A 25,884-nucleotide genomic window follows, 5' to 3' on the forward strand; every position below is an offset into this window, starting at 1 on the left:
AAAATTTTACGCAAATATCTCGAATTCGAGATAAATAGGAGGAACAGAAAATGAATCATTTAAAAGGAATTCACCACGTTACTGCTATTACAAGCAGTGCTGAAGAGAATTATAAATTTTTTACTTATGTGTTAGGGATGCGGTTAGTGAAAAAAACGGTTAATCAGGATGATATCCAAACATACCATTTATTCTTTGCAGATGATAAAGGTAGCGCTGGTACCGATATGACATTTTTCGATTTCCCAAACATTCCAAAAGGTGTGCATGGAACAAATGAAATTTCCAAAACTTCATTCCGCGTGCCAACAGATGCGGCATTGGACTATTGGGTAAAACGTTTCGATCAATTAAATGTTAAACATACAGGTATTAAAGAGCAGTTCGGCAAGAAAACTTTATATTTCGTCGATTTTGACGATCAGCAATATCAACTTATTTCTGATGAAAACAATACAGGTGTTGCATCAGGAACTCCATGGCAAGATGGACCGATTCCTCTTGAATATGCAATTACAGGCTTAGGTCCGGTTTTTGTGAGAGTTGCTGAATTTAAATATTTCAAAGAGATGCTAGAAAAAGTGATGCTCTTTACAGAAATTGCGGAAGAAGGGGATTTCCACCTATTTGAGGTTGGCGAAGGTGGAAACGGTGCACAAATTGTTGTAGAACTTAACACAGTTTTACCAGTAGCTCGTCAAGGCTTCGGTACAGTACATCATGCTGCATTCCGCGTAGAGGATCGAGCAGTACTAAATGAATGGACTGAACGATTTGAAAGCTTTGGCTTCCATACTTCCGGTTACGTAAATCGTCATTTCTTTGAATCCCTTTATGCACGAGTTGCACCACAAATTTTATTTGAGCTAGCTACTGATGGCCCAGGATTTATGGGGGATGAGCCTTATGAAACTTTAGGTGAAAAATTATCGTTGCCACCATTTTTAGAGCCAAAGCGTGCACAAATTGAAAAGCTTGTTCGCCCTATTGACACTGTAAGAAGTACGATTAAGTTCGATAAAGAATATGAGTAATATTTTTTATTTCATTCAGCAGAGATACACAAGCCTCTGTTGAATGGAAATTACATACTCTTAACAGAAAAATGATTGGAGGTCAGTTAGATGGAATTTGCAAAGGTAATAGATAAGCGTCGTTCTGCTAATAACTTTATAGAGGGCATCAAGATGAGCGAAGAAGATATGCGTCCCATTTTGGAGGATGTTAAACTTGCTCCATCAGCCTTTAACTTACAACATGCCAATTACATCGTTGTATTAGATGAAGAAAAAAAAGAACAAATAAGAGAGGCGGCATACGGGCAGTATAAAGTGCACTCTGCCTCAGCAGTTATACTTGTTTTAGGAGATAAAGAAGCCTATAAAAACACCGCTAACCTTAATCAAGGGATGGTAGACTTAGGCATTATTAATGCTTGTGAGTTAGAAAATATTGTCGATGAAAATACTAAATTTTATGAAGAACGTGGCGAGGAATTTAAGAAGGAGGAAGCTATTCGTAACGCTTCACTTTCAGCTATGTTATTTATGTTGGCAGCTAAAAATCGTGGATGGGATACATGTCCAATGATCGGCTTTGATCAACAACAAATGAGAGCACTTTTTAACGTGCCAGAAACACATGAAATTGCACTAATGATTACTATAGGTAAAGAAAAAGAAACTAGTCGCCGTTTACGTGGTTATCGTAAACCAGTTGAGGAATTTGCAACCTACTATTAGGTCGGTATAAAATAAAAGTGCTTTACAAAAAATAAATTTAATGCACATTTAGGAGGAAATATTGTGAAAGTAGTAGCAATCGTAGGTAGTATCCGTAATGAATCTTATAATTTGCAATTAGCGAAATTTATTCAAAAGCGTTATGCAGAGAAATTGGATCTTGAAGTATTAAGCTTAAAAGACCTACCAATGTATAACCAAGATATCGAAAATGAAGCACCGCAAACAGTATTAGATTTTAAAGCAAAAGTAAAAGAGGCAGATGCAGTTCTTTGGCTGACTCCAGAATATAATGGCACAGTGCCAGGTGTTATGGTTAACGCCATCGATTGGTTATCTCGCGTTGATAAAGTAATGATTGGCAAGCCATCATTCATGATGGGGGCATCAATGGGTAACTTAGGTACTGTTAAGGCACAATTACATTTACGAGATATATTATTCTCACCTGGAGTAAATTCACCATTACTTAGTGGTAATGATGTTTATATTGGCGCAGTACACACTAAATTTGATACTGAAGGCAATTTAACAGATGAGGGTACTATCAAATTCCTAGATGTAGTTATTGATAACTTCTTAAACTGGGTGAAAAAATACGTTTAACTTTTTTCAGCATTCATCTCCCACCTCTGTAGGTGGTGAGATGAATGCGGGTTTAATTTACTTTTTCAGTGGGTGTCCAAACACCTGCTGAAATAGAGGAACTCAGTCTAAGAACGCCACGTCCTGTGGCAACGACTGAGTGACCAACATCATGTTGTTGCCGCTGCCGCTACGCTTTCGCGCAGATGAAACCCTTTTGCTGTCGCTTCGCTTTCGCATAGATGAAACCCTTTTGCTGTCGCTTCGCTTTCGCACAGATGAAACCCTTTTGCTGTCGCTTCGCTTTCGCACAGACAAAACACCTTGCTGTCGCTACGTTAGCACTACGCTTTCGCACAATAAACATCTGTTGGCCCAAAGCCTCTGGCGGATGTCACGGAATTATGCCGAGGTATAATTGATAAATAAAAAATGTCCCATAAGTATGCAATATACTTATGGGACATTTTTTTATTTATTGGGTTTAAGATAGAGGTTAATACCCCGACACTCCTGCAGAAAAACTAGTTAGTCAACTGAAGCGACGGATAGAAGAGCCATAGCGACAGAAAGAACAGGAGAGCGCCCAGTCGGAACGGAAATCAACTACATGTTATGATGATGACCCTTTATTTAATCGGAATTATTTTTAACACCTTTTGAAGGCGATGTGCAAAAATACCCGCAAATATAGCTAAAATAATATCCTTTGGTAAAGGAGGCATCATCCAAAGCCATGCTACCTTATAAGTGAAAGCATCAGGAGCACTAGCCCATAGCTTGTAGGCAAAGTACATCCAATTTGTGCCTAGTAAATAATTAATAGCTGTTGCAACTAATGCTGCAACTACATAGCTTTTCTTCGTTCCACTGCGTTCTACAATAAGCCCTGCGACAAATGCAGCTATTATAAAAGAGACAATAAAACCAAATGTAGGACTTATAATTTGTCCAAAGCCTCCATTGAATCGTGAAAATACAGGTGCACCTGCTAAACCGATACACATATAAACAGTACAAGCGAGTGCCCCTTTTCTACTACCAAGAATAAGCCCTGCTAAAATAGCAAAAAATGTTTGTAATGTGATAGGTACTCCACCAACCATCATGAAAGGTACAATGGACGTAATATTAGCTCCTATCATCATCAATGTTGAAAATAGTCCAATGTATGCAAGATCGACTGTTCTTAATTTGTGATGCGTGTGTTCCGCAACTGTTGTCATTAGTTCACCCCTAAAAAGTAATGTTGATAATATTAGTGTAAAAAAATAATGATTTTGTGTCAACTTAATAATTATTATTGGTTAACGTAAAAGTATTTTTCCTACTTAACTTGATAAATAATGGTTAGTTATAGACTAACTATTAAAATATATGATAGAATCGTCATAATTTTAAATATTCGATGCTAATGGTGTGACATCTTGTACAATGTGTCACTTAAAAGGGAAGTTGGTGCAAATCCGACGCTGTCCCGCAACTGTAAAGAGGAGTTCTATGATGATTTAGCCACTGTTCTAGAATGGGAAGGCAATCATAGTAACGTTGATTCGAAGCCAGGAGACCTGCCAATTAGTAATTCCTGTAATGCCCACGAGGATGAAAGCAATTACGGACAATAGTAGAAGGAAATCTTTCTGATGTTGTTTAATCAAGGGTATTTCTATGCGCATTTGCATAGAATACCCTTTTTGTTTCTTCATTTATTTTAATGAATAGGAGTTAATAAACAGATGAATAAAAAATTTATACTACTATCAATGACTCTATTTCTAGTACTTATCATTTCAATGACAATTGCGATTATGGTTGGATCGGTTTCCGTTACGCCACTTTATGTATGGAAGGTCATCCTTTCTAAAATCCCAATTATACAAAATTCAATCGAAGAAGATTGGAGTCGCGCACAGGAAATTATCATTTGGCAAATCCGAGCTCCGCGTGTATTACTCGCTGCTATTGTAGGAGCAGGCTTGGCAATTGCTGGAGCAGCCATTCAAGCACTTGTTCGTAATTCAATTGCAGAGCCATATATTTTAGGGATTTCCTCTGGAGCGACGGTTGGTGCTACAGCCGTCATCATTTTAGGTGCTTTTTCATTTCTAGGCGTTTATGCTCTTTCTGTATCTGCATTTTTAGGTTCTCTCACGGCAATGGGGTTAGTTTTCTTCTTATCACGTGTTGGAGGTAGGATTTCCGTCTTTCGGCTTTTACTTTCAGGGATGGCGGTATCTTTTATTTTATCTGCTATTTCAAACTTTATATTAATGACGTCGAAGCAAGAAGGCGGAATGAAGGCGGTCATGTTTTGGATGCTAGGAAGCCTAGCTGGTGCTAAGTGGGGTAATCTTTTAATTCCTACAATTATTTTTATTGTAGTATTTGCCTTGTTATGGCTCCACTATCGAAGCTTAAATTTATTACTCCTTGGGGAAGAAGCAGCAGTCACATTAGGGGTTAACTTACAACAATTCCGTATACAGCTTATTTTATTAGTTTCATTATTAACTGGTGTGATTGTTGCTGTAAGTGGCTCAATCGGATTTGTCGGCTTAATCATTCCACATATTGTACGGCTAATTGTAGGTTCAAACCATAAATATGTCATACCGATTAGCGCATTATTAGGAGGGATTTTCTTAGTTTGGGCAGATGCACTTGCTCGAATTTTAATTGCCCCTGAGGAAATGCCAATTGGAATTATCACAGCTTTTTGCGGAGGTCCATTTTTCATTTGGCTGCTACGTAGTAACAATTATTCATTCGGTGAAGGAGATTAAAACATATGACATTAGAAGCGAAACAAGTATCATTCTCCATTTCTGATGAACGTATATTACATGAAGTAAGTATTCGAATAAAGGACAAGCAATTTGTTGGTCTAATCGGTCCTAATGGTAGTGGGAAGTCAACGCTATTAAAGAATATGTATCGTTTATTAAAACCAGAAAGTGGAACAGTATTATTAAATGAACAGGATATTTTAAAGCAACCGAGTAAAAGCATTGCTCGAAATTTAGCAGTTGTGAGTCAAGAAACACCAGTCTTATTCGATTTTACAGTACATGATTTAGTGAGTATGGGGAGAACACCCCATAAAAAACTATTGGAGCTTGATCAAGAACGAGATTTTCAAATTGTAAAAGATGCACTGAACCAAACAGGTATCGCTCATTTAGAGAAACGTAGTTTTAGCTCTCTTTCGGGTGGAGAAAAAAAGCGTGTGATGGTTGCTCGTGCCCTCGCTCAGCAAGCGCAGGTGCTGATTTTAGATGAGCCAACAAATCATCTAGATATTCAGCATCAATTACAGCTCATGGATTTAATCCAAACCTTACATTTAACAGTTGTTGCTGCAATACATGATTTAAACATTGCAGCTATGTATTGCGATCAAATTTATGTTTTACAACAAGGTCGAATTGTTTGTTTTGGAACACCAGAAGAAGTACTTACACCGGCATTATTACAAGATGTATTTGGTGTTTATGCCGATATTCAAACACATCCACTTACAGGTAAACCATATTTAATGTATATCCCAGAGCAATTCGCGAAGCAAGCTTTAGAAACTACATGATTGATACATATTGAAATAAATTTTTTAAATAAATGCATCTAGAGGATTGTTTATCACTATAAATTATAGTGATATGCCAGAAGATACACGCTAAGCGAAGTGGTTGATTGGAGTGGAGACTGGGCGACTCCTTGGGGATCAGCAATAGAGGAACGAAGGCTAAAACCATCACATCCTGTGATAATGCCTTCGTGACCAACATCGTGTTGGCCCGAGACCCTGCAGCGTAGCGGATGTTTTCTGTGCGAAAGCGAAGCGTCAGCAACAAATGTTTTATCTGCGCGAAAGCGAAGCGGCAGCGACAAAGCGCCCAGTCGGAACTGAAATCAACCCCTCGTTTTGCCGAAGAGCTGTACTTTATTTAATAGACACCTATAGTTATAAAATAAAGTTTCAACGAAAAAGTTAATTTCAAAAGGTATATCCACAATATAAAGAAATGAAATCAAATCAAATTAAGATACTGCTTTTAAGCCTGCCACACCAATAATAATGGCGATGATACTAATAATTCGAGTCAGGTTTTTAGATTCACCGAAGAATATAATATTCACAAGAACAGCACCAACTGTACCAATACCAACCCAAACTACATAGGCAATGCTTAGCTGTAAATAGTTAAAGGATGCATATAAAAGCACAAAGGACATTCCGAAGCCGCCTATATATATTAATAAATTACGTATGTTTTTTTCCTGACTATAAAAGCGTAAACCTACAACACCGATAATTTCTGAAATTGCAGCTAGTAAAACAAGTAACCAACCCATTATGCATTAGCTCCTTTCTTTTCATCATGATCTCTTGAAGGGTTATCAGCTAAATTAAGACCAATAACACCCAGTACTAAAATAAACATGAAAATGCCTTTAATAGCATTAAACTCACCGTCAAAAATAAAAATGTCCATTAATGTAGTACCAATTGTTCCGACCCCAGCAAAAGTGGCATAAACGGTGCCAGTAGGTAGATTTTCACAAGCCTTCGATAAGAAATGAAAATCCAACGCAATTAAGGACACAATAATAATCCAGTGCCACCAAGAATCGGCAACATTAAAGCCAAATATCCAAAACAATTCAAACAAACTAGTTAATCCAACATAAATCCAATCTTTTTGCATAGTTAATTTCCTTTCTGTTATGACTGACATTCAGTCATTTTCGATGTAAAAGAGAACGTCACTTAGGCGTGACGTAAACCGAGTGCATGATGTAAAAAGTCGATTAGCTCAAGCTTTTGAAGTCTAATTGATTCTTCTTCACTGTCGTCATACAAATAAATTTGTTCAGCGGCAGATTCTACTAGACCGATTATAAGTTTAGAAGAACGTGTAGTATTTAGAGAAGCACGTATCGTTCTTTGTTGTTGAGCTTCATATAAGAAATTATTCATCCATTCGTAATAGGGAGCATATATATTTTCCCATTCTTTCATATGCTCAGTTTGTGTAATACCGGCATAGATAAGTGCAAATACATCTCGATATTCCTCTGTTAGAGAAAAAATTATATCTACTACTTTTTCAAGTTGCTTTGCAAAAGGCTCCTGTTTTGAAATACCATCGTTAATAGCAGCAATAATTTTCTCAACCATAACTTTCGCAATGGCTGGCATAACTGAAAGCCTAGATGGGAAATAAAGATAAAATGTCCCTTGCGCAATACCTGCAGCTTTTACGATATCAGAAACCTTTGTCTTTTCAATTCCTTTTTCACGGAAAACTTCAATTGCAGCTTGAATAATTTTCTCTTCTTTTGACATGAAATCCCTCGCTTTTAGCCTGCTTATTTAATATGTTACAAAAAATCTGAAATAAAGTCAAAGAAAAATGACTGACAATCAGTCATTATTTTTGTGTATATATGTTCTTATTTGGGGAATTTTATTCGTGAAAGGATTTGATGAAAATGGAAGAGATAAAAATTGCCCAACTAGATCAGCAACAGCTTGAAAAAATTAATGAGCTAGAAAAGAACATGGGAGTGACATTAGTGGCATATGATTCTTCGACAATGCCATCACAGGGCTCGGGTGCCTTTGAATCAAATAATAATACTCACGGCAATCATCCATCATAATTTAGAATAAAATGCCTTGCAGCAATGTGAGGCTTTTTATTTTATCTAAAAAAATAATAGGGGGTTACAATGATGCAGGATTTCTATGCAGATTTACATATTCATATTGGACGCACTTCAAGTGGACGTGCTGTTAAAATTACAGGCAGTAAAACGTTAACGTTAGCAAGAATTTTAGAGACTTCAAGTGCAAGAAAGGGACTAGATATTATCGGAATTATTGATTGTCATTCACCAGAAGTACTGGATGAAATGGCAGAGATGATAGAGCAGGGTGAAGTGAAGGAGTTAGAACAGGGAGGGCTTCGTTTTCAAGAAACAACACTTATTCCAGGTACTGAAATTGAGATTTATGATCAGCATTGCCTTGGACCGATGTACTGGCTTATTTTCCAACTCTTTTGCTCATGAGGGAATTTTCAAATTGGATGTCTAATCATATGAAAAATATTCATTTAAGCTCTCAGCGCATTTATTGTGATGGTCCAACAGTGCAGCAAAAGGTTTATAAATTAGGTGGGCTTTTTATTCCTGCTCATGTTTTTACACCATTTAAAAGCTTATTCGGTAAAGGCGTACATCGTAGTTTAACAGAAGTATTTGACCCTCAGCTTATAGATGCGATAGAGCTTGGTTTAAGCTCTGATTCCGATATGGTGAGTCACATTAGAGAGCTGCAAGCATATACATTTGTCAGTAACTCTGATGCACATTCACTTGGGAAAATTGCACGTGAGTATCAAAAATTAAGACTTTCTAATGCAAATTTTACAGAATTAAAGATGGCGCTACATGAACAGCAGGGTCGAGCAGTAACAGCCAATTATGGCTTAAATCCTTTGCTTGGTAAATATCATCAGACTGTCTGTGCAAAATGTGGTGAGCAGCTTGGCAATTCAGCAACAATCTGTACAAACTGTGAAAGCACGCAAATTATAAAAGGTGTTGCAACACGTATTAAGGAGCTTTCAGAGCAAGTTACAGATAAACGTGCACGACCACCGTATATTCACCAAGTACCGCTAGACTTTATTCCAGGATTAGGGCCAAAAATGATGGACCGATTAGTACAAGCATTTGGTACAGAGATGAACATCTTGCATCGAGTTACTCTAGAGCAACTCGAACAACTCGTGCCGCATAAAATTGCCAAGATGATCGATTTAGCAAGAACGGGGCAATTGGCAATCGAGGTTGGTGGTGGCGGCATTTATGGGAAGATTCAACTGAAATAAAAAAGGCTCTTCACCAAAAGTTGTGGATGACATTAACGTATGCCATTTATTAGTTGATTGGAGTGGAGACTAGGCGACTCCTTGGGGATCAGCGATAGAGGAACGAAGGCTAAAAACCATCACGTCCTGTGATAACGCCTTCGTGACCAACATCCTGTTACCCCGACGCACCCAGGAAAGCGCCTAGTCGGAATGGAAATCAACCACACGCTATGGTGAGGAGCTTATTTAACCCATTTTCATTCTCTATATATTAAACTAGTAATTAGTAAAAATTGGAGGAGTGGGTGTATGCAATTATCAAAGAAATTTCGATTTTTAGCGGCTAGCGTTCTGGCATTACAACTAGTAGTACCAATAGGTGTAAATGCTGAGGAACAAAGAGACTACATAGCGCCAAGTTGGGTAGTTCAAGCAGATTATGTAGCACTGGGCGATTCCTTAGCACATGGAATGAATGAGGTTGGTATAATCGGGTTAGGTTATACAGATTTTGTTGCACAAACTTTACAGCAAGATGGTTTAATCACTTCTTATAATAAGGGATTTGCTTATTCAGGCTATACAACGAAAGATGTATTCGAAGATATACAAAATAATGTGGAAAAGCCAGTGGTAGGATTCGGTTATCAAAGTGAAAAGGTAAAGCTTCGCACATCTATTAAAGAGGCTGAAATCATTACTTTAACTGCCGGTGCCAATGATTTAATACCTATTTTAAAAGAGTCTCAGACAACTGGTATTAGTGCAGCAGCGATGTTAAAGGCTTCCCAAGAGGCAATAAAAAATATTGCTGCTATTTTAGAAGAAATTAAGAAGCTTAATCCGAACGCTCAAGTTTATGTGATGGGTTATTATAATTCTTTTCCTTATTATAGTGAAGATTTACAGAAACAATTTATAATGCTATTAAAAGTTATGAATGCAACGATTAAAACAACAGTTGAAAAAGCGGGTGCCGTCTTTGTACCGACGTACGATATTGTAGCAAAAGATGTTCCAAGTTATTTACCTAATCCCGAAAATATTCATTTAAGTGAAGCGGGCTATTTAGCAGTAGCGAACGAGGCGTTTTTACCAGCGATTAAAGCAAGTACGTTATGGGATGTATCAAAAACGATCCAAGCAAATATGAAGGATAGCACAACTGTAAAAATAAGCTGGCAGGAAGCGACGGATAATGTAGGTGTCACTAGTTACAATGTATATGTCAATGGTAAGTTAACATTCACACAAAATGCTGAGACCACTGCGATAACTTTAGATAATTTAACAGAGAATACAGCATACACGGTAGCTGTTAAAGCGGTTGATGTAGCTGGTCATGAAAGTATTCAAAGTCCAACAGTTACTTTTACTACAGGAAGAACTTTAAGCTTTACTGATATAGAGAATCATTGGGCAAAGGAGTTTATGCTGAAGGCAGCTGAAGAAGGTATTATGAAAGGTTACGCAGATGGTACGTTTAGACCTGAGCAAAATGTTACTCGTTCACAGGCCGCTACGATGCTTGTTAGAAATCTAGGCTTAACAACGAAGGAACAGGCACCATTTACTGACATAGCAAGCTATGATATCGGAACTCAGTCAGAAATTGCAGCAGCTTATGCGTATGGGCTAATTAAGGGAACCAATGGGAAGTTTAATCCAGGACTACCAGTTACTCGCGCTCAATTAGCAGTAATGATTAATCGTGCTTATGAGCATCAACAAAAGCAACCTTATGCTGTAAAAGGAAAAGCACCATTTTCTGATATCGCCTCTTACAATGAAGAAACAAAACATGCAATAACAATGTTATATGAGCTTGATATTGTTAGAGGTAACGAAGGGGAATTTTCACCTGAATCTCCTACAAAACGTAGCCATGCAGCAAAAATATTTGTGAATTTTAACAGTCTATTAAAGAAGTAAAATAATTTAAGGTAGAGATTGTAAATAGAAATCTCTACCTTTTGACGTTTACATATGTTATTTTTATTGCGATGAATATCTTGTACAATTTAGGGGTTCATCATCAAAAGTTGGGGATGACAATTGTTAAAATATATACCATGTGGATAAGTTGATTGGAGTGGAGGCTGGGCGACTCCTCAGGGATAAGCGGCTCATCGGACGCCCCCAAGAAAGCGCCCAGCCGGAACGGAAATCAACCCTACATTATGGCGATGAACCAAATTAGAATTGTAATAATGCTGAAGTGAAAATTGATCAAAAGGAGAATGGGATGCTGTCATTTATTTTATCTGCGAAAAGATTGTTAGTAGGCATGTGGAGGTCATTCAAGCGTCCGCAGTTTCTATCTCTGTTTACAACATTATTTTTTATCATTTTTTCAGGAACTATGTTTTATAAAGGGGCGGAAGGTTGGTATTGGCTTGATGCCATGTATTTTTCAGTAGTGAGTTTAATTCCAACAGGTATTGAGACCGGACTGTACCCTACTAGTCATTTTTCAAAGATATTTACGATGATTTATTTAATCGTTGGAACAGGCGTCATGTTTATTACGCTATTAATGCTCGGTCGATCAATAGTCGATTTTTCGATTGAGGAAGAAAAGAAAGAACAAGCAAAAAAAGTCTTGGGAATTAACAAAGCAGATCAATAAATCTTTAAGATTTATTGATCTGCTATTCTTTACTTATTTACGATAGGTTAGCCATGATGCCTTCTTCATCGTCTAGGACGAGTTCGATGCCTGTTGAAAATGGATCACCATGTAGGACATCTTTAATCCATACACGTAGTGCGCCAATCATTGCTGCTGTATCGAACATCTCGATTTTACCATTAACTTCAACTTCTGCACCAAAGCCTGTGTCATCATCGTATGTTAGTTCAACAAGTACATCCTCAGGGCGAATGTTTTTATAGTAGGCTTGTGATAAGCAAATTGCATTTATAATATCTTGCTCATTAATTACTTGTGCCATTGTGCTTCCTCTTTACGTTTTTTATCTTTAAACATATTAACAATTTTTACAACTAGCATTACGATAACCATGATGGCTGCAACGTTAATTAATAAGCCTAAAATATTACCAAGCATACCCATACCACTGAAAAGACTTCCGAAAAGTAAGCCAGCTAAGCCACCAAGCATTAAGCCTTTCATAAGGCCGCCTGAGAAGAAGCCACCTTTCTTAGCTGTTGAATCCGTTTTGTTTGTGTTTTTATTTGTTGTTGCATTATTTTGGTCTTTAGATTTATCCTGAGATTTTTGGAAATTTGAGCTATTGTTATTATTATTGTTTGAGAAGCCTTTTTTACCTGACTTATAGGATTTAGCTTCTGCAGTTGGTGTATCTGAGATGAACAATGTTGCACCAACAGTCGCAAACATAAGTGTCGCTGCAAAAAGAGCGGCAAGAATTTTTTTCATTACTTACATTCCTCCAATATAATTTTTAGTTTTGTCATAAACTAGTTCTTATATAGTAATTTTACATGAATCATCCCGAAAAATAAAATAATCGCTTTTATTAATTTAGGTATAACAACAAATTTGAACAATTAGTGTCAGTAGAAATTGGTAAAAAATGATTATCGCCAAAAGTTGAACATGCGCTTATAACGTATGCTATGTAAATAGTTGATTGTAGTAGAGGCTAGACGACGGGCTCAGGCGGAACGGAAATCAATTTCGCTTTATGATGATAAGCCCTAAAAATGGTATATAAAAAGAAAGGAGTGAAACGATGATTTCAACATTATTACTATTAATTTCAATTTTTTTAATGTTATATATAACGGAAAAAAGACGTTTTCTAAATGCAGTAGTTCTTGGTCTTTTAGGGATGTTTATTTTAAGCGCAATAATTAGTCACCCTTTATTTCTCCCGAATGAGCAGGGAATTATGCCGAAGATGGGTATTGTCATTATACTTGGAAGTTTCCCGAGTATGATGTTTATTTTATCGATAGCTACGTTTTTTAATAGTAAAGTTTTACTTGAAAAAGAAGGACGTAAAGTTCGTAATCTATTGTTAGCTGTTTTTGGCTTGAGCTTTTTTATCATGATGATTTGGTATGTATTTGTAATCTTTACGAATATCGAACATGAAATTTGGCATATTCTTTTCTTCTATGCGTTTTTAGTTTTTGGCTATACAATGTTTTTATATACAAGCATAATGGCCTATGCCACGCTATATCATTTTACGCCTATCCTTTATGAGCCTAATTATATTATTGTGCTAGGGTCAGGACTAATCGGAGATAAAGTGCCACCACTTTTAGCTAGCCGTTTAGATGAGGCAGTAAAGCAATTTCAAAAATATGGTGAACGACCTTACATTATCGTCTCAGGTGGACAGGGCAGTGATGAGAAAGTATCAGAAGCATATGCTATGAAAAAATATATTGTTGACGAACATCAAATACCTGCTCAAAAAGTATTAATGGAAGATCAATCTACAAATACTGAACAAAATATGGCATTCTCCAAAAAAATTATGGATAAGCATGCTCAAGGAAAAAAATATCGATCCTTATTCGTAACGAATAATTTTCATGTTTTTCGTGCAAGTATTTATGCCAAAAAGGCGAAGCTTGATGCACAAGGTGTTGGTTCGAAGACTGCCTTTTATTATGTACCTAATGCATTTACGCGTGAATTTATCGGCTTATTAGAAATGTATAAATGGATTCATGTCACTGTCTTTTTGTTCATTACATTGTTTATTGGATTAATCTTGAGAGCATATGTGTAACCAATTTAGAACTGTCTTCCATATAATAGTGGCAAGATAGAGTGCAAGGGGGAAAACAAATGTATGGACAATTTTTAGCAAAACAAAATAAAGAGCGAATTGTATCCCTACAAAAGCTCACGCAAACACAAGATACATGGTTTGTGCAAAACATTAATTTGATAACAGTCGAACAAGTACAATTAGCAGCCTTGCACAAAATATTATATCAAGTTGTTCGAGGACTTTTGAAAAAAAATCAACAACGACACTTACAAATTATACATCCAGAACAGACACAGTCAGTACAGGAGAATGTGCTAACGCTTTTAGCTGAATATGATGATTTATTGCGTGATGCAATTCCACTCCCTATCTATATTTTTATTTGGCAAATTTCTTCGCTGGAAAAGTTATCCAATTACAATGAAGTTGTTGATGATGTACTTGATATATTGGAATGGTATTTTGTTCACCAAAATGAACAGGTTGAGGCGTTTGACGAAGAAGATCTAGATCATGAGGTAATCATTGACTTATACAAAGATGCCATCGAGGAACAGGATGCCGATGCACAATTTCAGCTTGGAGAATATTATAGTGCAATTGACGGCGAATATTTCCAACCAGAAAAGTCAGTAAAGTGGTTTGAGTTAGCAGCATCACAAGGTAATGCCGATGCACAATATGCACTTGGTAATTTTTATTTTGAAGGTATAGGCGTTCAAGAAAACTATAATATGGCTTTTTCATTGTATGAAGCTGCAGCGAAGCAAGGGCATCCAGATGCTGCAAATAATTTAGCAGATATGTATTTTAACGGTGAGGGGGTACCAGAAAATTTGGTACTTGCGAAGAATTGGTTCGACTTCGCCGCTCAAAAAGGTGTGGCAGAGGCCATGTTTACACTCGGAATTATTTACGAGCAGGGATTAGGAACCGACAAAGACGAGGAGCAAGCATGTAGCTACTATAAAAAATCTGCAGAAGCAGGCTATGTTGAGGCACAATACAGGCTTGGAGGAATCTATTTAGAGGGATACTTAGGGCGACCTAAAGATGTGAACCGTGGATTATATTGGTATGAAAGAGCTGCAGAGCAATATCATGTCGATGCCTTTTATGATTTGGGCTATATTTGGAGCCAAGGGTTAACAGGTATACGAAATATTGAAAAGGGTATTCATTGGTTTAAACAGGCTGCTCTTCAAGGTGATTTGGAGGCTAAATTACAACTAGGGCACATATACAATAAAGGGGAAGGAATAGCTAGAAATATTAAAGAGGCTATAAAGTGGTATGGACTTGCAGCAAATGCAGGAAGTGAGGAAGCTGCAAATTTACTGCAAGAATTAAAAGGAATGTAAGTGTTTTTAATTAAAAAATAATAGGCATTTAGATTCGAATATCAACTTTTTTGTATAAGCCTTAGGTATTCTTTTCGAGATATAAGATAGGTGTATATTACTATTATTAACTGATTGTAAAAATAGTAATATAATAAAGCGATAGTACTACAAACTAAAACAAGGAAAAAATAAGCATAAAAAAAACAGATATGATGTAAATTGGCTACCCAAAAGTATTGTGGTAGCTTTTTTTTCTACTTTGGACACTAAGTAAGACAATAGGTATTTTCGTACAATTAATGGTAAAAAATGTATATATAAAAATTGACAGCTATTTATAAAATGTATAAGGTATATGAGGGATTTTGAAAGGGTAGTTAGTAACAGTATCTATTAAATTGTAGCCTGAAACAGAAATCAGCGTCATAAATAATGTAAATAGTTAATGATGGCTAACGAACAACCTGGGCTTATCACCAAAAGTTAGGGATGACATTTATTAAAACATATACTATATATAAGTTGATTGGAGTGAGGTTAGGTGACTACTTGGGGAATAGTGTCACAGATGGAGCCTTCCTGACCTCTTATATTTTGGGTGACGGAATTAGATTTTTCTCAGCTTTTCAAAAGTACACGGCATGAAAGAGGGTAAATGTGTGATTTTTCAAAAACAGAGAAAGACAACCGCGTTAGATTTAGAGCAATACATTGTAAAAATGGATATAGCGAATTGCCATTCAATAAAAAAGCAAATTGATTTACTTAAATTGACAAAGCGGGATTTACAATATTTAAAAGCCTTTCAACCTTTTGTAGAAGGCACTATTGATAATATTGTTAATCGTTTTTATGAAATGATTGTAACTGAACGTAGTTTAGTAGATATTATTAATAGACATAGTTCCGTGGAGAAGCTGAAAATTACATTACGACGTCATATTATTGAAATGTTTAATGGTACGATTGATGATGAATTTTATCAAAGACGAATTAAAATTGCTAAAGTGCATGTCCATATCGGGCTTAAAACACAATGGTATATTTGCGCCTTTCAAGATTTAACAGCATCATTTATTGATTTGGTTGAAGAACATATTAATCATCCAATGGATCAGCTTAATACAATTCGAGCCATCTCAAAAATTTCTAATTTTGAGCAACAGTTAGTTTTAGAGGCGTTTGAGCACACAATTGAACAACTTCATGAAAAAATGGAACGTAGAAAAGAAGCGATAGAGCAAGAAATCGTAGAGTCTTCGGAAGGTCTTGCCACAATATCTCAGGAAACGAACAATTCATTTCATCGCTTAAGTGGACAATCAGATGAGATTAAACAACTAGCGAAAAAATCACTTCAAGTGTCGACTATGGCTGAGAGTCAGGCATTAGAAGGTCGTGAACGGTTAAAGAGTCAATCGCAAAATATGAGTAATATTATTTATTCGCTTGATGATATAGCGGAAAATATTGCACAGTTAACAGATATGTCAAAGGAAATGGAATCGATTATGAATGTTGTGACAAATATTGCTAATCAAACAAACTTGTTGGCTTTAAATGCGGCAATAGAAGCGGCTCGTGCTGGAGAAGCGGGTAAAGGCTTTAGTGTTGTTGCAGATGAAGTACGGAAACTATCGATTCAAACAAAGGAATCTGTCACATCGGTAGCGACGTTACTACATAAAACGAATGAGCGGACAGATAATCTTGTTCATTCGCTTAGTAATATTCAAGAAGAGGTAGCCTCTGGTGAGGAAAATATGGTTCAAACGGAAGGACAATTTACTAACATATTAGAAGCTATGACCGAGGCTAAAGATCAAAATGGTCGGATGGAAAAAGAAGTACAAGCAATAGTAGAAGTACTAAGTGAATTAGGTATTGCTTTTAACGAAGTGAAAAATTCAGCTGGAAAATTAGCTAGCTTTACACAAAATTTAAGTTAGAGATAAGCAAAAGGCAAAGAAAAATGTTGTTTCCTATTTCTTTAGGCGCTACACACTTTAGGGCACAAATAACACTATATCAACTGTCAATATATAATATCCTTTAGGTAGAAAAACGCCTCTAGCAAATATATAGAAAAAAATGGAGCTATCCAATGCGCTGGATAGCTCCATTTTTGCTAAATTTGTAAAGGGTTTAACGTAATTTTCGATAAAAAAAGTTTATACTGAATAAAGAACTAAAAATAGGGGCGGTTAATATGAAAACAGTTGTTGTATTAGGTGGCGGAATTACGGGATTGTGTACGATGCATTATTTACAACGCCAAGTTCAGGAGAAAAACTTAGATGTAAAACTTGTACTTGTTGAAAAAAATACGTACCTTGGTGGCAAGCTTCACTCTGCATATGAACAGGGATTCATCATGGAAACTGGAGCAGATTCTATTGTAGCGCGTCATAAAGGTGTCATGGAGTTAGTAGAGGAACTAAATTTCGAACAAAATCTTGTGTACAACGAAACAGGTATTTCGTATATTTACACAAATAATGAGCTACATGCCATCCCCGCAGACTCAACGTTCGGTATTCCTATGAGCTTACAATCACTTGAGGAAAGCACACTTGTATCAGAGGAAGGCAAAAAAGAAGCATTAAAGGATTTAACAATGCCAAATGAAGAGTTTACAAAGGAAAGTTCAATTGGGGAATTTTTAACGTATTATTTAGGTGAGGAGCTTGTTCAAAACCAAATAGCACCCGTACTTGCAGGTGTATATTCTGGAGATCTAAATCAACTTTCAATTGCTTCCACTTTACCGTATTTAATCGATTACAAAAACGATTACGGTAGTATTATTAAAGGTTTCGATGCAAACAGAGAACAATTCGTGAAAGCTGCCAATAAAAAATTTATTTCATTTAAAAATGGTTTATCATCACTAATAGATCGACTTGAAGAAACATTAACGGATGTAGAAATTATAAAAGGAGTTGCCACTATTAGTGTTAAAAAGCAGGAGAATCAATATTCTGTTACTTTAGCAAACGGTAAAATGATGGAAGCAAATCATGTTGTAATGGCACTGCCAAATGAATCAGTACAAAGCTTATTACAGGATGCATCTTTGAACAGATATTTTGAACAATTCAATACTGCATCCGCCATTACAATTTACTTAGGATTTGATGTACCCGATAATAGATTACCAGCAGATGGAACAGGCTATATTGTGTCACATAATTCGGGTGTTATTTGTAATGCAGCAACGTGGACAAGTCGCAAGTGGAAACACACCTCAGCAGAAGGAAAATTACTTGTACGACTTTTTTATAAGAGCATTAACCCTGAGTATGAGAGATTACGTGTGATGACAGATGAAGAGTTAGCAACTGTTGCCCTAGAGGATGTAAGAAAAAGCTTGGGGATTGAGGAAACGCCAACTATTGTTGACGTGACAAAATGGATCGACCAGATGCCAAAGTATGACTTGGCACATCGTGAAGCGTTGCAAGGTCTTGTACAAGAGCTTGAGAAAAACTATCCAAATTTAACTATAGCGGGATGCTCTTATTTTGGAGTAGGCATAGGTGCATGTATTCAAAATGGTAAAAAAATTGGTGAGGAACTTGCTGGAAAACTATCGTAATTGTTTAAAATAAATCAAAATATAATATTTTTCGTAAAAATTATCCTTTGTTCTGTGAAATAGTCTTGACTCAATCATTCGTAAAGGATATGATTCTTTTAATTATTTAAAAAATTCATACTAAATTCTTATCAAGAGAAGCTGAGGGACTGGCCCTATGAAGCTTCAGCAACCAACTTATTGTCAGGTGCTAAATCCAGAAGACCGTTGTGTCGAAGATGAGAAGGAAAAACAATTACGAAACGACGTAAAAGCCTTCTTTTTTTATAAAAGAAGGCTTTTTTATTTTAACTTCTTTCAGCGGGTGTCCAAACAACCGCCGAAAGAAGTTAAAGCCTCCGGCGGATGTCACGGAAATCGGAAAGGAGTTCTTTGTGCAAGCACAAAGCCGATTCCAGACGCAATTATGCCGAGGCATAATTGATAGATAAGGGAAGAGAGGCTAGTTTTATGGGATTGCTTGAAAGGTTAAAAACGCATGTTCTTACAGCAGATGGCGCAATTGGTACGGTTTTATACGGCTATGGCTTGGAGTACTGCCATGAGGAAATGAATGTACAGAGACCTGAATTAATTGAAAAGATTCATAGAGAATATATAGCAGCTGGTGCCGATATTATTCAAACGAACACTTACGGAGCTAATGCCATAAAATTAGCCCGTTATGGATTAGAATCTTGTGTGCAGCAGTTTAATGAAGCAGCTATAACGATTGCAAAACGAGCAGCGGCAGATGGTGGACAATTTGTCTTAGGTACTATTGGGGGAATCCGTGGTATTCGTAAAAGTGATGCAACGTTAGAGGAAATTTTAGCAACGGTTGAAGAGCAGGCAACTGTTTTACTTGCAGGAAATCCAGATGGCCTTTTACTTGAAACATATTATGATTTTGAAGAGCTAACAGCGACTTTAACAATGCTACGAGCTAAAACGAAATTACCGATTATTGCTCAAGTTTCTATGCACGAACCCGGAATTTTGCAAAATGGAATGAGCTTAAATAACGCCTTACATAAACTTGAAGCGCTAGGTGCTGATATCGTAGGTGTTAACTGTCGCTTAGGCCCTCACCATACTATACAAGCATTCGAAGGAGTAGAGCTTCCTAAGGAGGCATTTATGTCAGCATATCCGAACGCCTCTCTCCTTGATTTGGAGGATGGGCGTGTCGTTTATGAGTCGGAGGCAGATTATTTTGGTCGAGCAGCTGTAGAGCTTCGTGATCAAGGGGTACGTTTAATTGGTGGCTGCTGTGGTACGACACCAAAGCATATTGCCGCAGCGAAAAAGTACTTAGAGGAGCTATCCCCGGTCGAGGAAAAGTATGCAAAGCCAGAAAAAGTAGAGGTTGTCCGTGAGGCAGAGCCAGCAAATTATGAGCCATTACATGTAAAAGTAAAACGTGAACGCTCAGTGATAGTGGAGTTAGATACACCAAGACATTTAGAAATCGAAGGCTTTATTGAAGGTGCAAAAAAAATATATGCGGCTGGTGCAGATGTAGTCATGATGGCAGATAATTCACTTGCTTCTCCGAGGATTAGTAATGTCGCAATGGGTGCCTTACTGAAAGAAACACACGGGGTACGCCCGTTGACACATATAACATGCCGAGATCGTAATTTAATTGGTCTTCAATCACATTTGATGGGATTAAATGCACTAGGGATTCATGATATTTTAGCAGTTACTGGAGATCCGACAAAGGTAGGTGATTTCCCAGGGGCCACTAGCGTTTATGACGTCTCTTCAATGGAGCTCATTCAATTAATAAAACAGTTAAATGAAGGTGTATCGTTCTCAGGGAAACCACTTCGTAAAAAGGCGAATTTCTCTGTAGCAGCTGCATTTAATCCTAACGTACGTGTGCTCGATCGCGCTGTCTCTCGATTAGAAAAGAAAATTGAATATGGGGCAGATTATTTTATTTCACAGCCTGTTTATTCAAAGGAAAAAATCGTGGAAATTTACGAGGCGACAAAGCATTTAGAAACACCAATTTATATAGGCATTATGCCAGTAACGAGCTATAAAAGTGCGGAGTTCTTACACCATGAAGTGCCAGGCATCAAACTATCTGATGATGCGTTAGCACGTATGAAGGCTTGTGGCGAAGAAAAGGAACGCGCAACACTAGAAGGAATTGCAATTGCCAAGGAATTAGTAGAAGTAGCAACGGAATATTTCAATGGTATTTACCTCATCACACCATTTTTACGCTACGATATGACACTAGAATTAATGAAATTTATTGAGCAATTGGATGAACAGAAAAAAGGGGTAAGTATAAATGGCTAAGCACTTGATTGAAGAGCAACTAGAGAAACGAATTTTAATTCTTGATGGCGCAATGGGTACAATGCTACAAAATGAAAATTTATCAGCAGAGGATTTTGGCGGCGAGGAATATGATGGCTGTAATGAAAATCTCGTGCTAACTAGACCAGATGTGCTTGAAAAAATTCATGGAAAATATTTAGAGGCTGGAGCAGATATTATTTGTACAAATACATTTGGAAGTACTCCACTTGTATTAAATGAATATGATCTTGGTGCGAAAGCTGAAGAGATTAATAAACGCGCTGTAGAAATTGCACGCAAAGTAGTGGATGAGTTTTCAACATCCGATTGGCCACGTTTTGTAGCGGGGGCTATGGGACCAACTACAAAAACCTTGTCGGTTACAGGTGGTATTACATTTGATGAGTTAGAGGAAAACTTCTATGTTCAGGCAAAGGCATTAATCGAAGCCGGGGCGGACGTTCTGTTGCTAGAAACTAGTCAGGATATGTTGAACGTTAAGGCAGGAACATTGGGGGTATCTCGTGCCTTTGAAGCAACGGGAAAAGAGCTACCTGTGATGATATCGGGAACAATTGAACCGATGGGAACGACACTGGCTGGTCAAACAATTGATGCTTTTTACATTTCTATCGAGCATATTAAACCATTGTCAGTGGGCTTAAACTGTGCGACTGGACCAGAGTTTATGACTGATCATATTCGTTCACTAGCAGAGCTTTCAACAGGCTATATTAGCTGTTATCCGAATGCAGGTTTACCTGACGAGGAAGGCTGCTATCATGAGTCACCTGAATCGCTGTCACAGAAGCTAAAAGGCTTTGCAGAAAAGGGTTGGCTGAATATAGTTGGGGGATGCTGTGGTACAACGCCAGCACATATTGCTGCTATTCGAGAGGTGCTAAAGTACGAAAAGCCTCGCCAATTACCAGATGCAACACATGGTCATGTAGTATCAGGCATAGAGCCATTAGTATATGACGATTCTATGCGTCCATTATTTATTGGAGAACGGACAAATGTCATCGGCTCTCGTAAGTTTAAAAATTTAATTATTGATGGGAAGTTTGAGGAAGCAGCGGAAATAGCACGTGCCCAGGTGAAAAATGGAGCACATGTTATTGATATTTGTTTAGCAAATCCTGACCGCGATGAACTAGCGGATATTCGTGGCTTTATGCAGGAAGTTGTAAAAAAAGTAAAAGTACCTCTTGTAATTGACTCAACAGATGAAAAAGTAATTGAGGAAGCACTTAAGTTTTCTCAAGGGAAAGCCATCATTAATTCTATTAACTTAGAGGATGGCGAGGAGCGTTTTGACGCAGTTTTACCGCTAGTGAAAAAATATGGGGCCTCTTTAGTAGTGGGGACAATTGATGAGCAAGGCATGGCGGTTGATCGACATCGCAAGCTAGAGATTGCTGAGCGTTCCTATAAATTGTTAACAGAAAAATGGGGTATTGCTCCCGAAGATATTATCTTTGACCCATTAATGTTCCCAGTAGGTACAGGAGATGAGCAGTATATTGGCTCGGCACTTGAAACGGTGGAAGGAATTCGCCTCATTAAAGAAAAAATGCCGCGTACATTAACGGTGCTTGGTGTAAGTAATATTTCTTTCGGATTACCACCAGTAGGTCGTGAAGTATTGAATGCCGTGTATTTATATCACTGTACACTGGCTGGTTTAGATTATGCAATTGTGAATACGGAGAAGCTAGAACGTTATGCATCTATTCCTGAGGCAGAGATTAAGCTAGCAAATGATTTACTCTTTCATACAAATGATGAGACATTAGCCGTCTTCACGGATTTCTATCGCGATAAAAAGAAGGAAAAAACAGAGGAAGATATTCCGAAAACAGTAGAAGGTCGCTTAGCTTACTATATTTTAGAAGGTACAAAGGAAGGGCTTATTGAGGATTTAGAGGCTGCTCGTGAAATTTTCGAAACGCCGCTTGCTATTATTAATGGACCTTTAATGGATGGAATGGCAGAGGTTGGCCGCTTATTTAACGATAATCAGCTCATCGTAGCAGAGGTATTACAATCAGCAGGGGTTATGAAAGCAGCGGTAGCACATTTAGAGCAATTTATGGAGAAAGATGAAGAGAGTGCTGGCAAGGGGAAGATGGTTCTTGCAACTGTAAAAGGCGATGTGCATGATATTGGGAAAAACCTTGTTGATATTATTTTAAGTAATAATGGCTATAGGGTGATTGATCTTGGTATCAAAGTAACACCTGCCCAATTAATAGAAGCGATTCGCAAGGAAAAGCCAGATTTCATCGGGCTTTCAGGCTTACTTGTAAAATCAGCGCAACAAATGGTTATTACAGCTCAAGACTTCAAGGAAGCAGGTATTGACGTACCTATTTTAGTAGGGGGAGCGGCATTATCCCGTCGCTTTACTGAAACAAAAATCGCCGGCGAATATAATGGACCTGTCATTTATTCAAAGGATGCGATGCAAGGATTAGAGCAGGCAAATCGGTTAATGGGGACAGATACACGTGCAGATTTCTTAGCTGAAATTAAGGAATCTCGTGAAAAACGCTTAGAGGCAGACGAAAAAAGAGCGGCTCGCCCTGCAAAAGAAGTAACTGTAAAGCCTGTACGTACGGTAAAGGAAGCTTCTATCTTTCTTCCAGCTGATTTGCGACGCCATGTAAAGAGAGAATATGCTGTTTCGCATTTATATCCATATGTTAATATGCGGACATTACTAGGACATCACCTAGGTTTAAAGGGTCAAGTACAGCAATTACTTGATGCTGGCGATGCAAGAGCAACGGAGTTAAAAGAGTTAGTCGACGATTATTTACAAAGTGATCTATTGAAACCATCAGGTATGTATCAGTTTTTCCCTGCACAAGCCGATGGGGATGATGTAGTCGTTTATGATCCAGCAGATAGCAAAACAGAAATTGAACGATTTACCTTCCCGCGTCAGCAAGTTGAACAGTTTTTATGTCTTGCAGATTTCCTAAAAACAGTTGAAAGCGGTGAAATGGACTATATTGCCTTAATGGTGGTAACGGCAGGACAAGGGGTTATGGCGAAGGCTCGTCAGCTAAAAGAGGAAGGGAAATTCCTTGAAAGTCATGCATTACAATCTACAGCCCTTGAGCTTGCGGAAGGCTTTGCCGAACGCATGCACCAAGAAATTCGTGACCAGTGGGGCTTCCCAGATGCGACAGAATTTACGATGCGTGATCGTTTCGCGGCAAAATATCAAGGACAGCGCTTCTCATTCGGCTATCCAGCATGTCCGAACTTAGAGGATCAAGAGAAATTGTTTGGCATATTAAAACCAGAGGACATTGGTGTGCATTTAACGGAAGGCTTTATGATGGAACCAGAAGCTTCTGTTTCAGCAATCGTCTTTGCACATCCAGATGCTCGATATTTTAATGTATAATGCTAGAAAAAGTGGTGTAACTTTATTATAGTAATTAGCCCTTTTAAAGTTGGGACGTGAGCATGATGATTCGATTAATGGAAGAAAAAGATTTACCTGAGGTTTTAGATATTTACAATGAAATTATTTTAACGAGCAGAGCCGTTTATCGATATGAAACACAATCGTTAGAAGAAAAAAGACAATGGTTCAAGGAGCAGCAAACAATCGGTAATCCACTGCTAGTCTTTGACGAAAATGGCAATGTAGCCGGCTTTGCAACATATAGTCAGTTCCGTCCATATCCGGGTTATAAGCACACAATGGAGCACTCTGTATATGTGCATAAGGATCATTATCAAAAGGGGATAGCGTCACAATTAATGCTTGAGCTTATTCGAATTGCTAAAGAGCAAGGTGTGAAGACACTCGTAGCGGGAATTGATGGTGAAAACAACGGAAGCATTAAAGTACATGAAAAACTAGGCTTTGAATATGCAGGTACAATAAAAAATGCAGGCTATAAATTTGAACAGTGGCTAGATCTTGTATTTTATCAGCTACAGTTAACTGGACCAAAAACATAGAAAGGGTATGACATGTCTATCCTTTCAGACAGAAGACAAACTCTATGTTATTTGCATAAAGCAATATAATAATTTAATTGTGAGACCCCGACATTCAGCATTTTGTGAGGAGCGTCGAAAAGTATTATTTTCCTCCCTAGTGAGGCTTACTTATTAAGCGAATCTATATGATATTTTAATCATAGCAATATTCTTTTGGTTCAGCTTTACTACTTAAACTAAACTATTGATGAGGAGCTGTTGATTTTTCACGGAGAGTGGCGACTCCTGCGGGATGAGCTTGCACTGAAAGCCCCGACTCGGAGTGAAAATTAACCTTTGTTAATTCTACATTTTAAAGGCTATTCGCCAAAAGCTGGGGGATGACATATGCGATGATGATAATAAGTTGATTGGAGTGGAGGCTAGGCGACTCCTTGAGGATCAGCAATAGAGGAACGAAGGCTAAAACCATCACATCCTGTGATAACGTCTTCGTGACCAACATCGGTGCTGCTGCCGCTTCGCGTTCGCGCAAAAAACATCTGTTGGCCCAACATCCTGTTGCCCCGACGCCCCCAGGAAAGCGCCTAGCTGGAACGGAAATCAACCCCCACGTTATAGTGATGAGCCATGTTAATTTATATTTATTTTCTTTGCAGGTAAGCTGAAAGGATATGACAAATGTCATATCCTTTTTGTGATGTTTGCGTCTGTTGCTTGATTATACTCTTGTTTTATGATGAGGTC

Annotated in this window: 21 protein-coding genes, 1 pseudogene and 2 riboswitches; of the genes and pseudogenes, 16 read left to right on the forward strand and 6 right to left on the reverse strand. The window is 37.6% G+C overall.

Annotated elements, in window-relative coordinates; genetic code table 11:
- Nucleotides 1-50: 50 nt before the first annotated feature.
- From ABH968_RS21180 to ABH968_RS21190, 3 genes are all read left to right on the forward strand, one after another.
- Nucleotides 51-1,034, forward strand: coding sequence for a ring-cleaving dioxygenase (locus ABH968_RS21180; protein WP_370047192.1), 984 nt, complete (start codon nt 51-53; stop codon nt 1,032-1,034).
- Nucleotides 1,035-1,124: 90 nt separating this feature from the next.
- Entirely contained in the window at nt 1,125-1,742 is a 618-nt protein-coding gene (locus tag ABH968_RS21185; RefSeq protein ID WP_370047194.1) for a nitroreductase family protein, read from the forward strand.
- Nucleotides 1,743-1,805: 63 nt separating this feature from the next.
- The gene (locus ABH968_RS21190) at nt 1,806-2,348 is read left to right on the forward strand and encodes an NADPH-dependent FMN reductase (RefSeq protein WP_370047195.1); all 543 of its coding nucleotides are present in this window, start codon (nt 1,806-1,808) and stop codon (nt 2,346-2,348) included.
- 608 nt (nt 2,349-2,956) lie between these two features.
- Here ABH968_RS21190 and ABH968_RS21195 read toward each other — a convergent pair.
- Nucleotides 2,957-3,553, reverse strand: coding sequence for a biotin transporter BioY (locus tag ABH968_RS21195; RefSeq protein WP_370047197.1), 597 nt, complete (start codon nt 3,551-3,553; stop codon nt 2,957-2,959).
- 172 nt (nt 3,554-3,725) lie between these two features.
- A riboswitch (cobalamin riboswitch) is annotated at nt 3,726-3,918 on the forward strand.
- Between the two features lie 145 nt (nt 3,919-4,063).
- Between ABH968_RS21195 and ABH968_RS21200 the strand changes: the two genes are divergently transcribed.
- Together ABH968_RS21200 and ABH968_RS21205 are read left to right on the forward strand one after the other, a co-directional pair.
- Nucleotides 4,064-5,110 (forward strand): FecCD family ABC transporter permease, encoded by a 1,047-nt coding sequence (locus ABH968_RS21200; RefSeq protein WP_370047199.1) that lies wholly within the window; start codon nt 4,064-4,066, stop codon nt 5,108-5,110.
- Between the two features lie 5 nt (nt 5,111-5,115).
- On the forward strand, nt 5,116-5,910 hold the full coding sequence (locus ABH968_RS21205; RefSeq protein ID WP_370047201.1) for a heme ABC transporter ATP-binding protein: 795 nt from the start codon (nt 5,116-5,118) through the stop codon (nt 5,908-5,910).
- Nucleotides 5,911-6,365: 455 nt separating this feature from the next.
- Here the strand turns inward: ABH968_RS21205 and ABH968_RS21210 are convergent, their stop codons facing one another.
- The 3 genes from ABH968_RS21210 to ABH968_RS21220 form a co-directional block, all read right to left on the reverse strand.
- Nucleotides 6,366-6,680: a DMT family transporter gene (locus ABH968_RS21210; protein ID WP_370047203.1), complete on the reverse strand. Its 315-nt coding sequence runs from the start codon at nt 6,678-6,680 to the stop codon at nt 6,366-6,368.
- On the reverse strand, nt 6,680-7,033 hold the full coding sequence (locus tag ABH968_RS21215; protein ID WP_370047204.1) for a DMT family transporter: 354 nt from the start codon (nt 7,031-7,033) through the stop codon (nt 6,680-6,682). Before ABH968_RS21215 ends, ABH968_RS21210 begins: the two co-directional genes overlap by 1 nt.
- Nucleotides 7,034-7,095: 62 nt before the next feature.
- Nucleotides 7,096-7,674, reverse strand: a complete 579-nt coding sequence (locus ABH968_RS21220) for a TetR/AcrR family transcriptional regulator (protein ID WP_370047206.1) — start codon at nt 7,672-7,674, stop codon at nt 7,096-7,098.
- A gap of 146 nt (nt 7,675-7,820) precedes the next feature.
- On the opposite strand from ABH968_RS21220, the gene ABH968_RS21225 reads away from it, so the two are divergent.
- The 4 genes and pseudogenes from ABH968_RS21225 (at nt 7,821) to ABH968_RS21240 (ending at nt 11,837) form a co-directional block, all read left to right on the forward strand.
- Nucleotides 7,821-7,991 carry a hypothetical protein gene (locus ABH968_RS21225; RefSeq protein WP_370047208.1) on the forward strand — a complete coding sequence of 57 codons (171 nt, stop codon included), beginning with the start codon at nt 7,821-7,823 and terminating at the stop codon, nt 7,989-7,991.
- A 72-nt stretch (nt 7,992-8,063) separates the two neighbouring features.
- Nucleotides 8,064-9,226 (forward strand): annotated as a pseudogene (locus tag ABH968_RS21230) (endonuclease Q family protein).
- 291 nt (nt 9,227-9,517) lie between these two features.
- Nucleotides 9,518-11,140, forward strand: coding sequence for an S-layer homology domain-containing protein (locus ABH968_RS21235; protein ID WP_370047210.1), 1,623 nt, complete (start codon nt 9,518-9,520; stop codon nt 11,138-11,140).
- A gap of 313 nt (nt 11,141-11,453) precedes the next feature.
- A complete protein-coding gene (locus tag ABH968_RS21240) occupies nt 11,454-11,837 on the forward strand; it encodes an ion channel (RefSeq protein ID WP_370047212.1) in 384 nt (127 codons plus the stop codon).
- 37 nt (nt 11,838-11,874) lie between these two features.
- Here ABH968_RS21240 and ABH968_RS21245 read toward each other — a convergent pair whose 3' ends face one another.
- Both ABH968_RS21245 and ABH968_RS21250 read right to left on the reverse strand, forming a co-directional pair.
- The gene (locus ABH968_RS21245) at nt 11,875-12,162 is read right to left on the reverse strand and encodes a DUF2653 family protein (protein WP_370047214.1); all 288 of its coding nucleotides are present in this window, start codon (nt 12,160-12,162) and stop codon (nt 11,875-11,877) included.
- A complete protein-coding gene (locus tag ABH968_RS21250; RefSeq protein ID WP_370047216.1) occupies nt 12,150-12,611 on the reverse strand; it encodes a hypothetical protein in 462 nt (153 codons plus the stop codon). The genes ABH968_RS21245 and ABH968_RS21250 overlap by 13 nt, the downstream gene beginning before the upstream one ends.
- A gap of 316 nt (nt 12,612-12,927) precedes the next feature.
- Between ABH968_RS21250 and ABH968_RS21255 the strand changes: the two genes are divergently transcribed.
- The 7 genes from ABH968_RS21255 (at nt 12,928) to ABH968_RS21285 (ending at nt 25,155) form a co-directional block, all read left to right on the forward strand.
- Nucleotides 12,928-13,941: a YdcF family protein gene (locus ABH968_RS21255; RefSeq protein ID WP_370047218.1), complete on the forward strand. Its 1,014-nt coding sequence runs from the start codon at nt 12,928-12,930 to the stop codon at nt 13,939-13,941.
- A gap of 59 nt (nt 13,942-14,000) precedes the next feature.
- On the forward strand, nt 14,001-15,287 hold the full coding sequence (locus ABH968_RS21260) for an SEL1-like repeat protein (protein WP_370047220.1): 1,287 nt from the start codon (nt 14,001-14,003) through the stop codon (nt 15,285-15,287).
- Between the two features lie 641 nt (nt 15,288-15,928).
- Nucleotides 15,929-17,218 (forward strand): protoglobin domain-containing protein, encoded by a 1,290-nt coding sequence (locus ABH968_RS21265; protein WP_370047222.1) that lies wholly within the window; start codon nt 15,929-15,931, stop codon nt 17,216-17,218.
- A 260-nt stretch (nt 17,219-17,478) separates the two neighbouring features.
- Nucleotides 17,479-18,867 (forward strand): protoporphyrinogen oxidase, encoded by a 1,389-nt coding sequence (locus ABH968_RS21270; RefSeq protein WP_370047224.1) that lies wholly within the window; start codon nt 17,479-17,481, stop codon nt 18,865-18,867.
- A 125-nt stretch (nt 18,868-18,992) separates the two neighbouring features.
- Nucleotides 18,993-19,092: riboswitch (SAM riboswitch) on the forward strand.
- A gap of 225 nt (nt 19,093-19,317) precedes the next feature.
- On the forward strand, nt 19,318-21,165 hold the full coding sequence (locus ABH968_RS21275) for a bifunctional homocysteine S-methyltransferase/methylenetetrahydrofolate reductase (protein WP_370047226.1): 1,848 nt from the start codon (nt 19,318-19,320) through the stop codon (nt 21,163-21,165).
- Entirely contained in the window at nt 21,158-24,589 is a 3,432-nt protein-coding gene (gene metH, locus ABH968_RS21280) for a methionine synthase (protein ID WP_370047228.1), read from the forward strand. Before ABH968_RS21275 ends, metH begins: the two co-directional genes overlap by 8 nt.
- A 65-nt stretch (nt 24,590-24,654) precedes the next feature.
- Nucleotides 24,655-25,155 (forward strand): GNAT family N-acetyltransferase, encoded by a 501-nt coding sequence (locus ABH968_RS21285; protein WP_370047274.1) that lies wholly within the window; start codon nt 24,655-24,657, stop codon nt 25,153-25,155.
- The last annotated feature ends 729 nt before the right edge of the window (nt 25,156-25,884 follow it).

This window comes from Lysinibacillus sp. RC79 (genome assembly GCF_041262405.1).
Classification (GTDB): domain Bacteria; phylum Bacillota; class Bacilli; order Bacillales_A; family Planococcaceae; genus Lysinibacillus.

Excerpts from the sequence above, each read along its gene's own strand:
- ABH968_RS21180 (WP_370047192.1), top strand. The coding sequence starts at position 51 with ATGAATCATTTAAAAGGAATTCACCACGTTACTGCTATTACAAGCAGT.
- ABH968_RS21185 (WP_370047194.1), top strand. The coding sequence starts at position 1,125 with ATGGAATTTGCAAAGGTAATAGATAAGCGTCGTTCTGCTAATAACTTT.
- ABH968_RS21195 (WP_370047197.1), bottom strand. The coding sequence starts at position 3,553 with ATGACAACAGTTGCGGAACACACGCATCACAAATTAAGAACAGTCGAT.
- ABH968_RS21200 (WP_370047199.1), top strand. The coding sequence starts at position 4,064 with ATGAATAAAAAATTTATACTACTATCAATGACTCTATTTCTAGTACTT.
- ABH968_RS21205 (WP_370047201.1), top strand. The coding sequence starts at position 5,116 with ATGACATTAGAAGCGAAACAAGTATCATTCTCCATTTCTGATGAACGT.
- ABH968_RS21210 (WP_370047203.1), bottom strand. The coding sequence starts at position 6,680 with ATGGGTTGGTTACTTGTTTTACTAGCTGCAATTTCAGAAATTATCGGT.
- ABH968_RS21215 (WP_370047204.1), bottom strand. The coding sequence starts at position 7,033 with ATGCAAAAAGATTGGATTTATGTTGGATTAACTAGTTTGTTTGAATTG.
- ABH968_RS21220 (WP_370047206.1), bottom strand. The coding sequence starts at position 7,674 with ATGTCAAAAGAAGAGAAAATTATTCAAGCTGCAATTGAAGTTTTCCGT.
- ABH968_RS21225 (WP_370047208.1), top strand. The coding sequence starts at position 7,821 with ATGGAAGAGATAAAAATTGCCCAACTAGATCAGCAACAGCTTGAAAAA.
- ABH968_RS21235 (WP_370047210.1), top strand. The coding sequence starts at position 9,518 with ATGCAATTATCAAAGAAATTTCGATTTTTAGCGGCTAGCGTTCTGGCA.
- ABH968_RS21240 (WP_370047212.1), top strand. The coding sequence starts at position 11,454 with ATGCTGTCATTTATTTTATCTGCGAAAAGATTGTTAGTAGGCATGTGG.
- ABH968_RS21245 (WP_370047214.1), bottom strand. The coding sequence starts at position 12,162 with ATGGCACAAGTAATTAATGAGCAAGATATTATAAATGCAATTTGCTTA.
- ABH968_RS21250 (WP_370047216.1), bottom strand. The coding sequence starts at position 12,611 with ATGAAAAAAATTCTTGCCGCTCTTTTTGCAGCGACACTTATGTTTGCG.
- ABH968_RS21255 (WP_370047218.1), top strand. The coding sequence starts at position 12,928 with ATGATTTCAACATTATTACTATTAATTTCAATTTTTTTAATGTTATAT.
- ABH968_RS21260 (WP_370047220.1), top strand. The coding sequence starts at position 14,001 with ATGTATGGACAATTTTTAGCAAAACAAAATAAAGAGCGAATTGTATCC.
- ABH968_RS21270 (WP_370047224.1), top strand. The coding sequence starts at position 17,479 with ATGAAAACAGTTGTTGTATTAGGTGGCGGAATTACGGGATTGTGTACG.
- ABH968_RS21275 (WP_370047226.1), top strand. The coding sequence starts at position 19,318 with ATGGGATTGCTTGAAAGGTTAAAAACGCATGTTCTTACAGCAGATGGC.
- metH (WP_370047228.1), top strand. The coding sequence starts at position 21,158 with ATGGCTAAGCACTTGATTGAAGAGCAACTAGAGAAACGAATTTTAATT.
- ABH968_RS21285 (WP_370047274.1), top strand. The coding sequence starts at position 24,655 with ATGATTCGATTAATGGAAGAAAAAGATTTACCTGAGGTTTTAGATATT.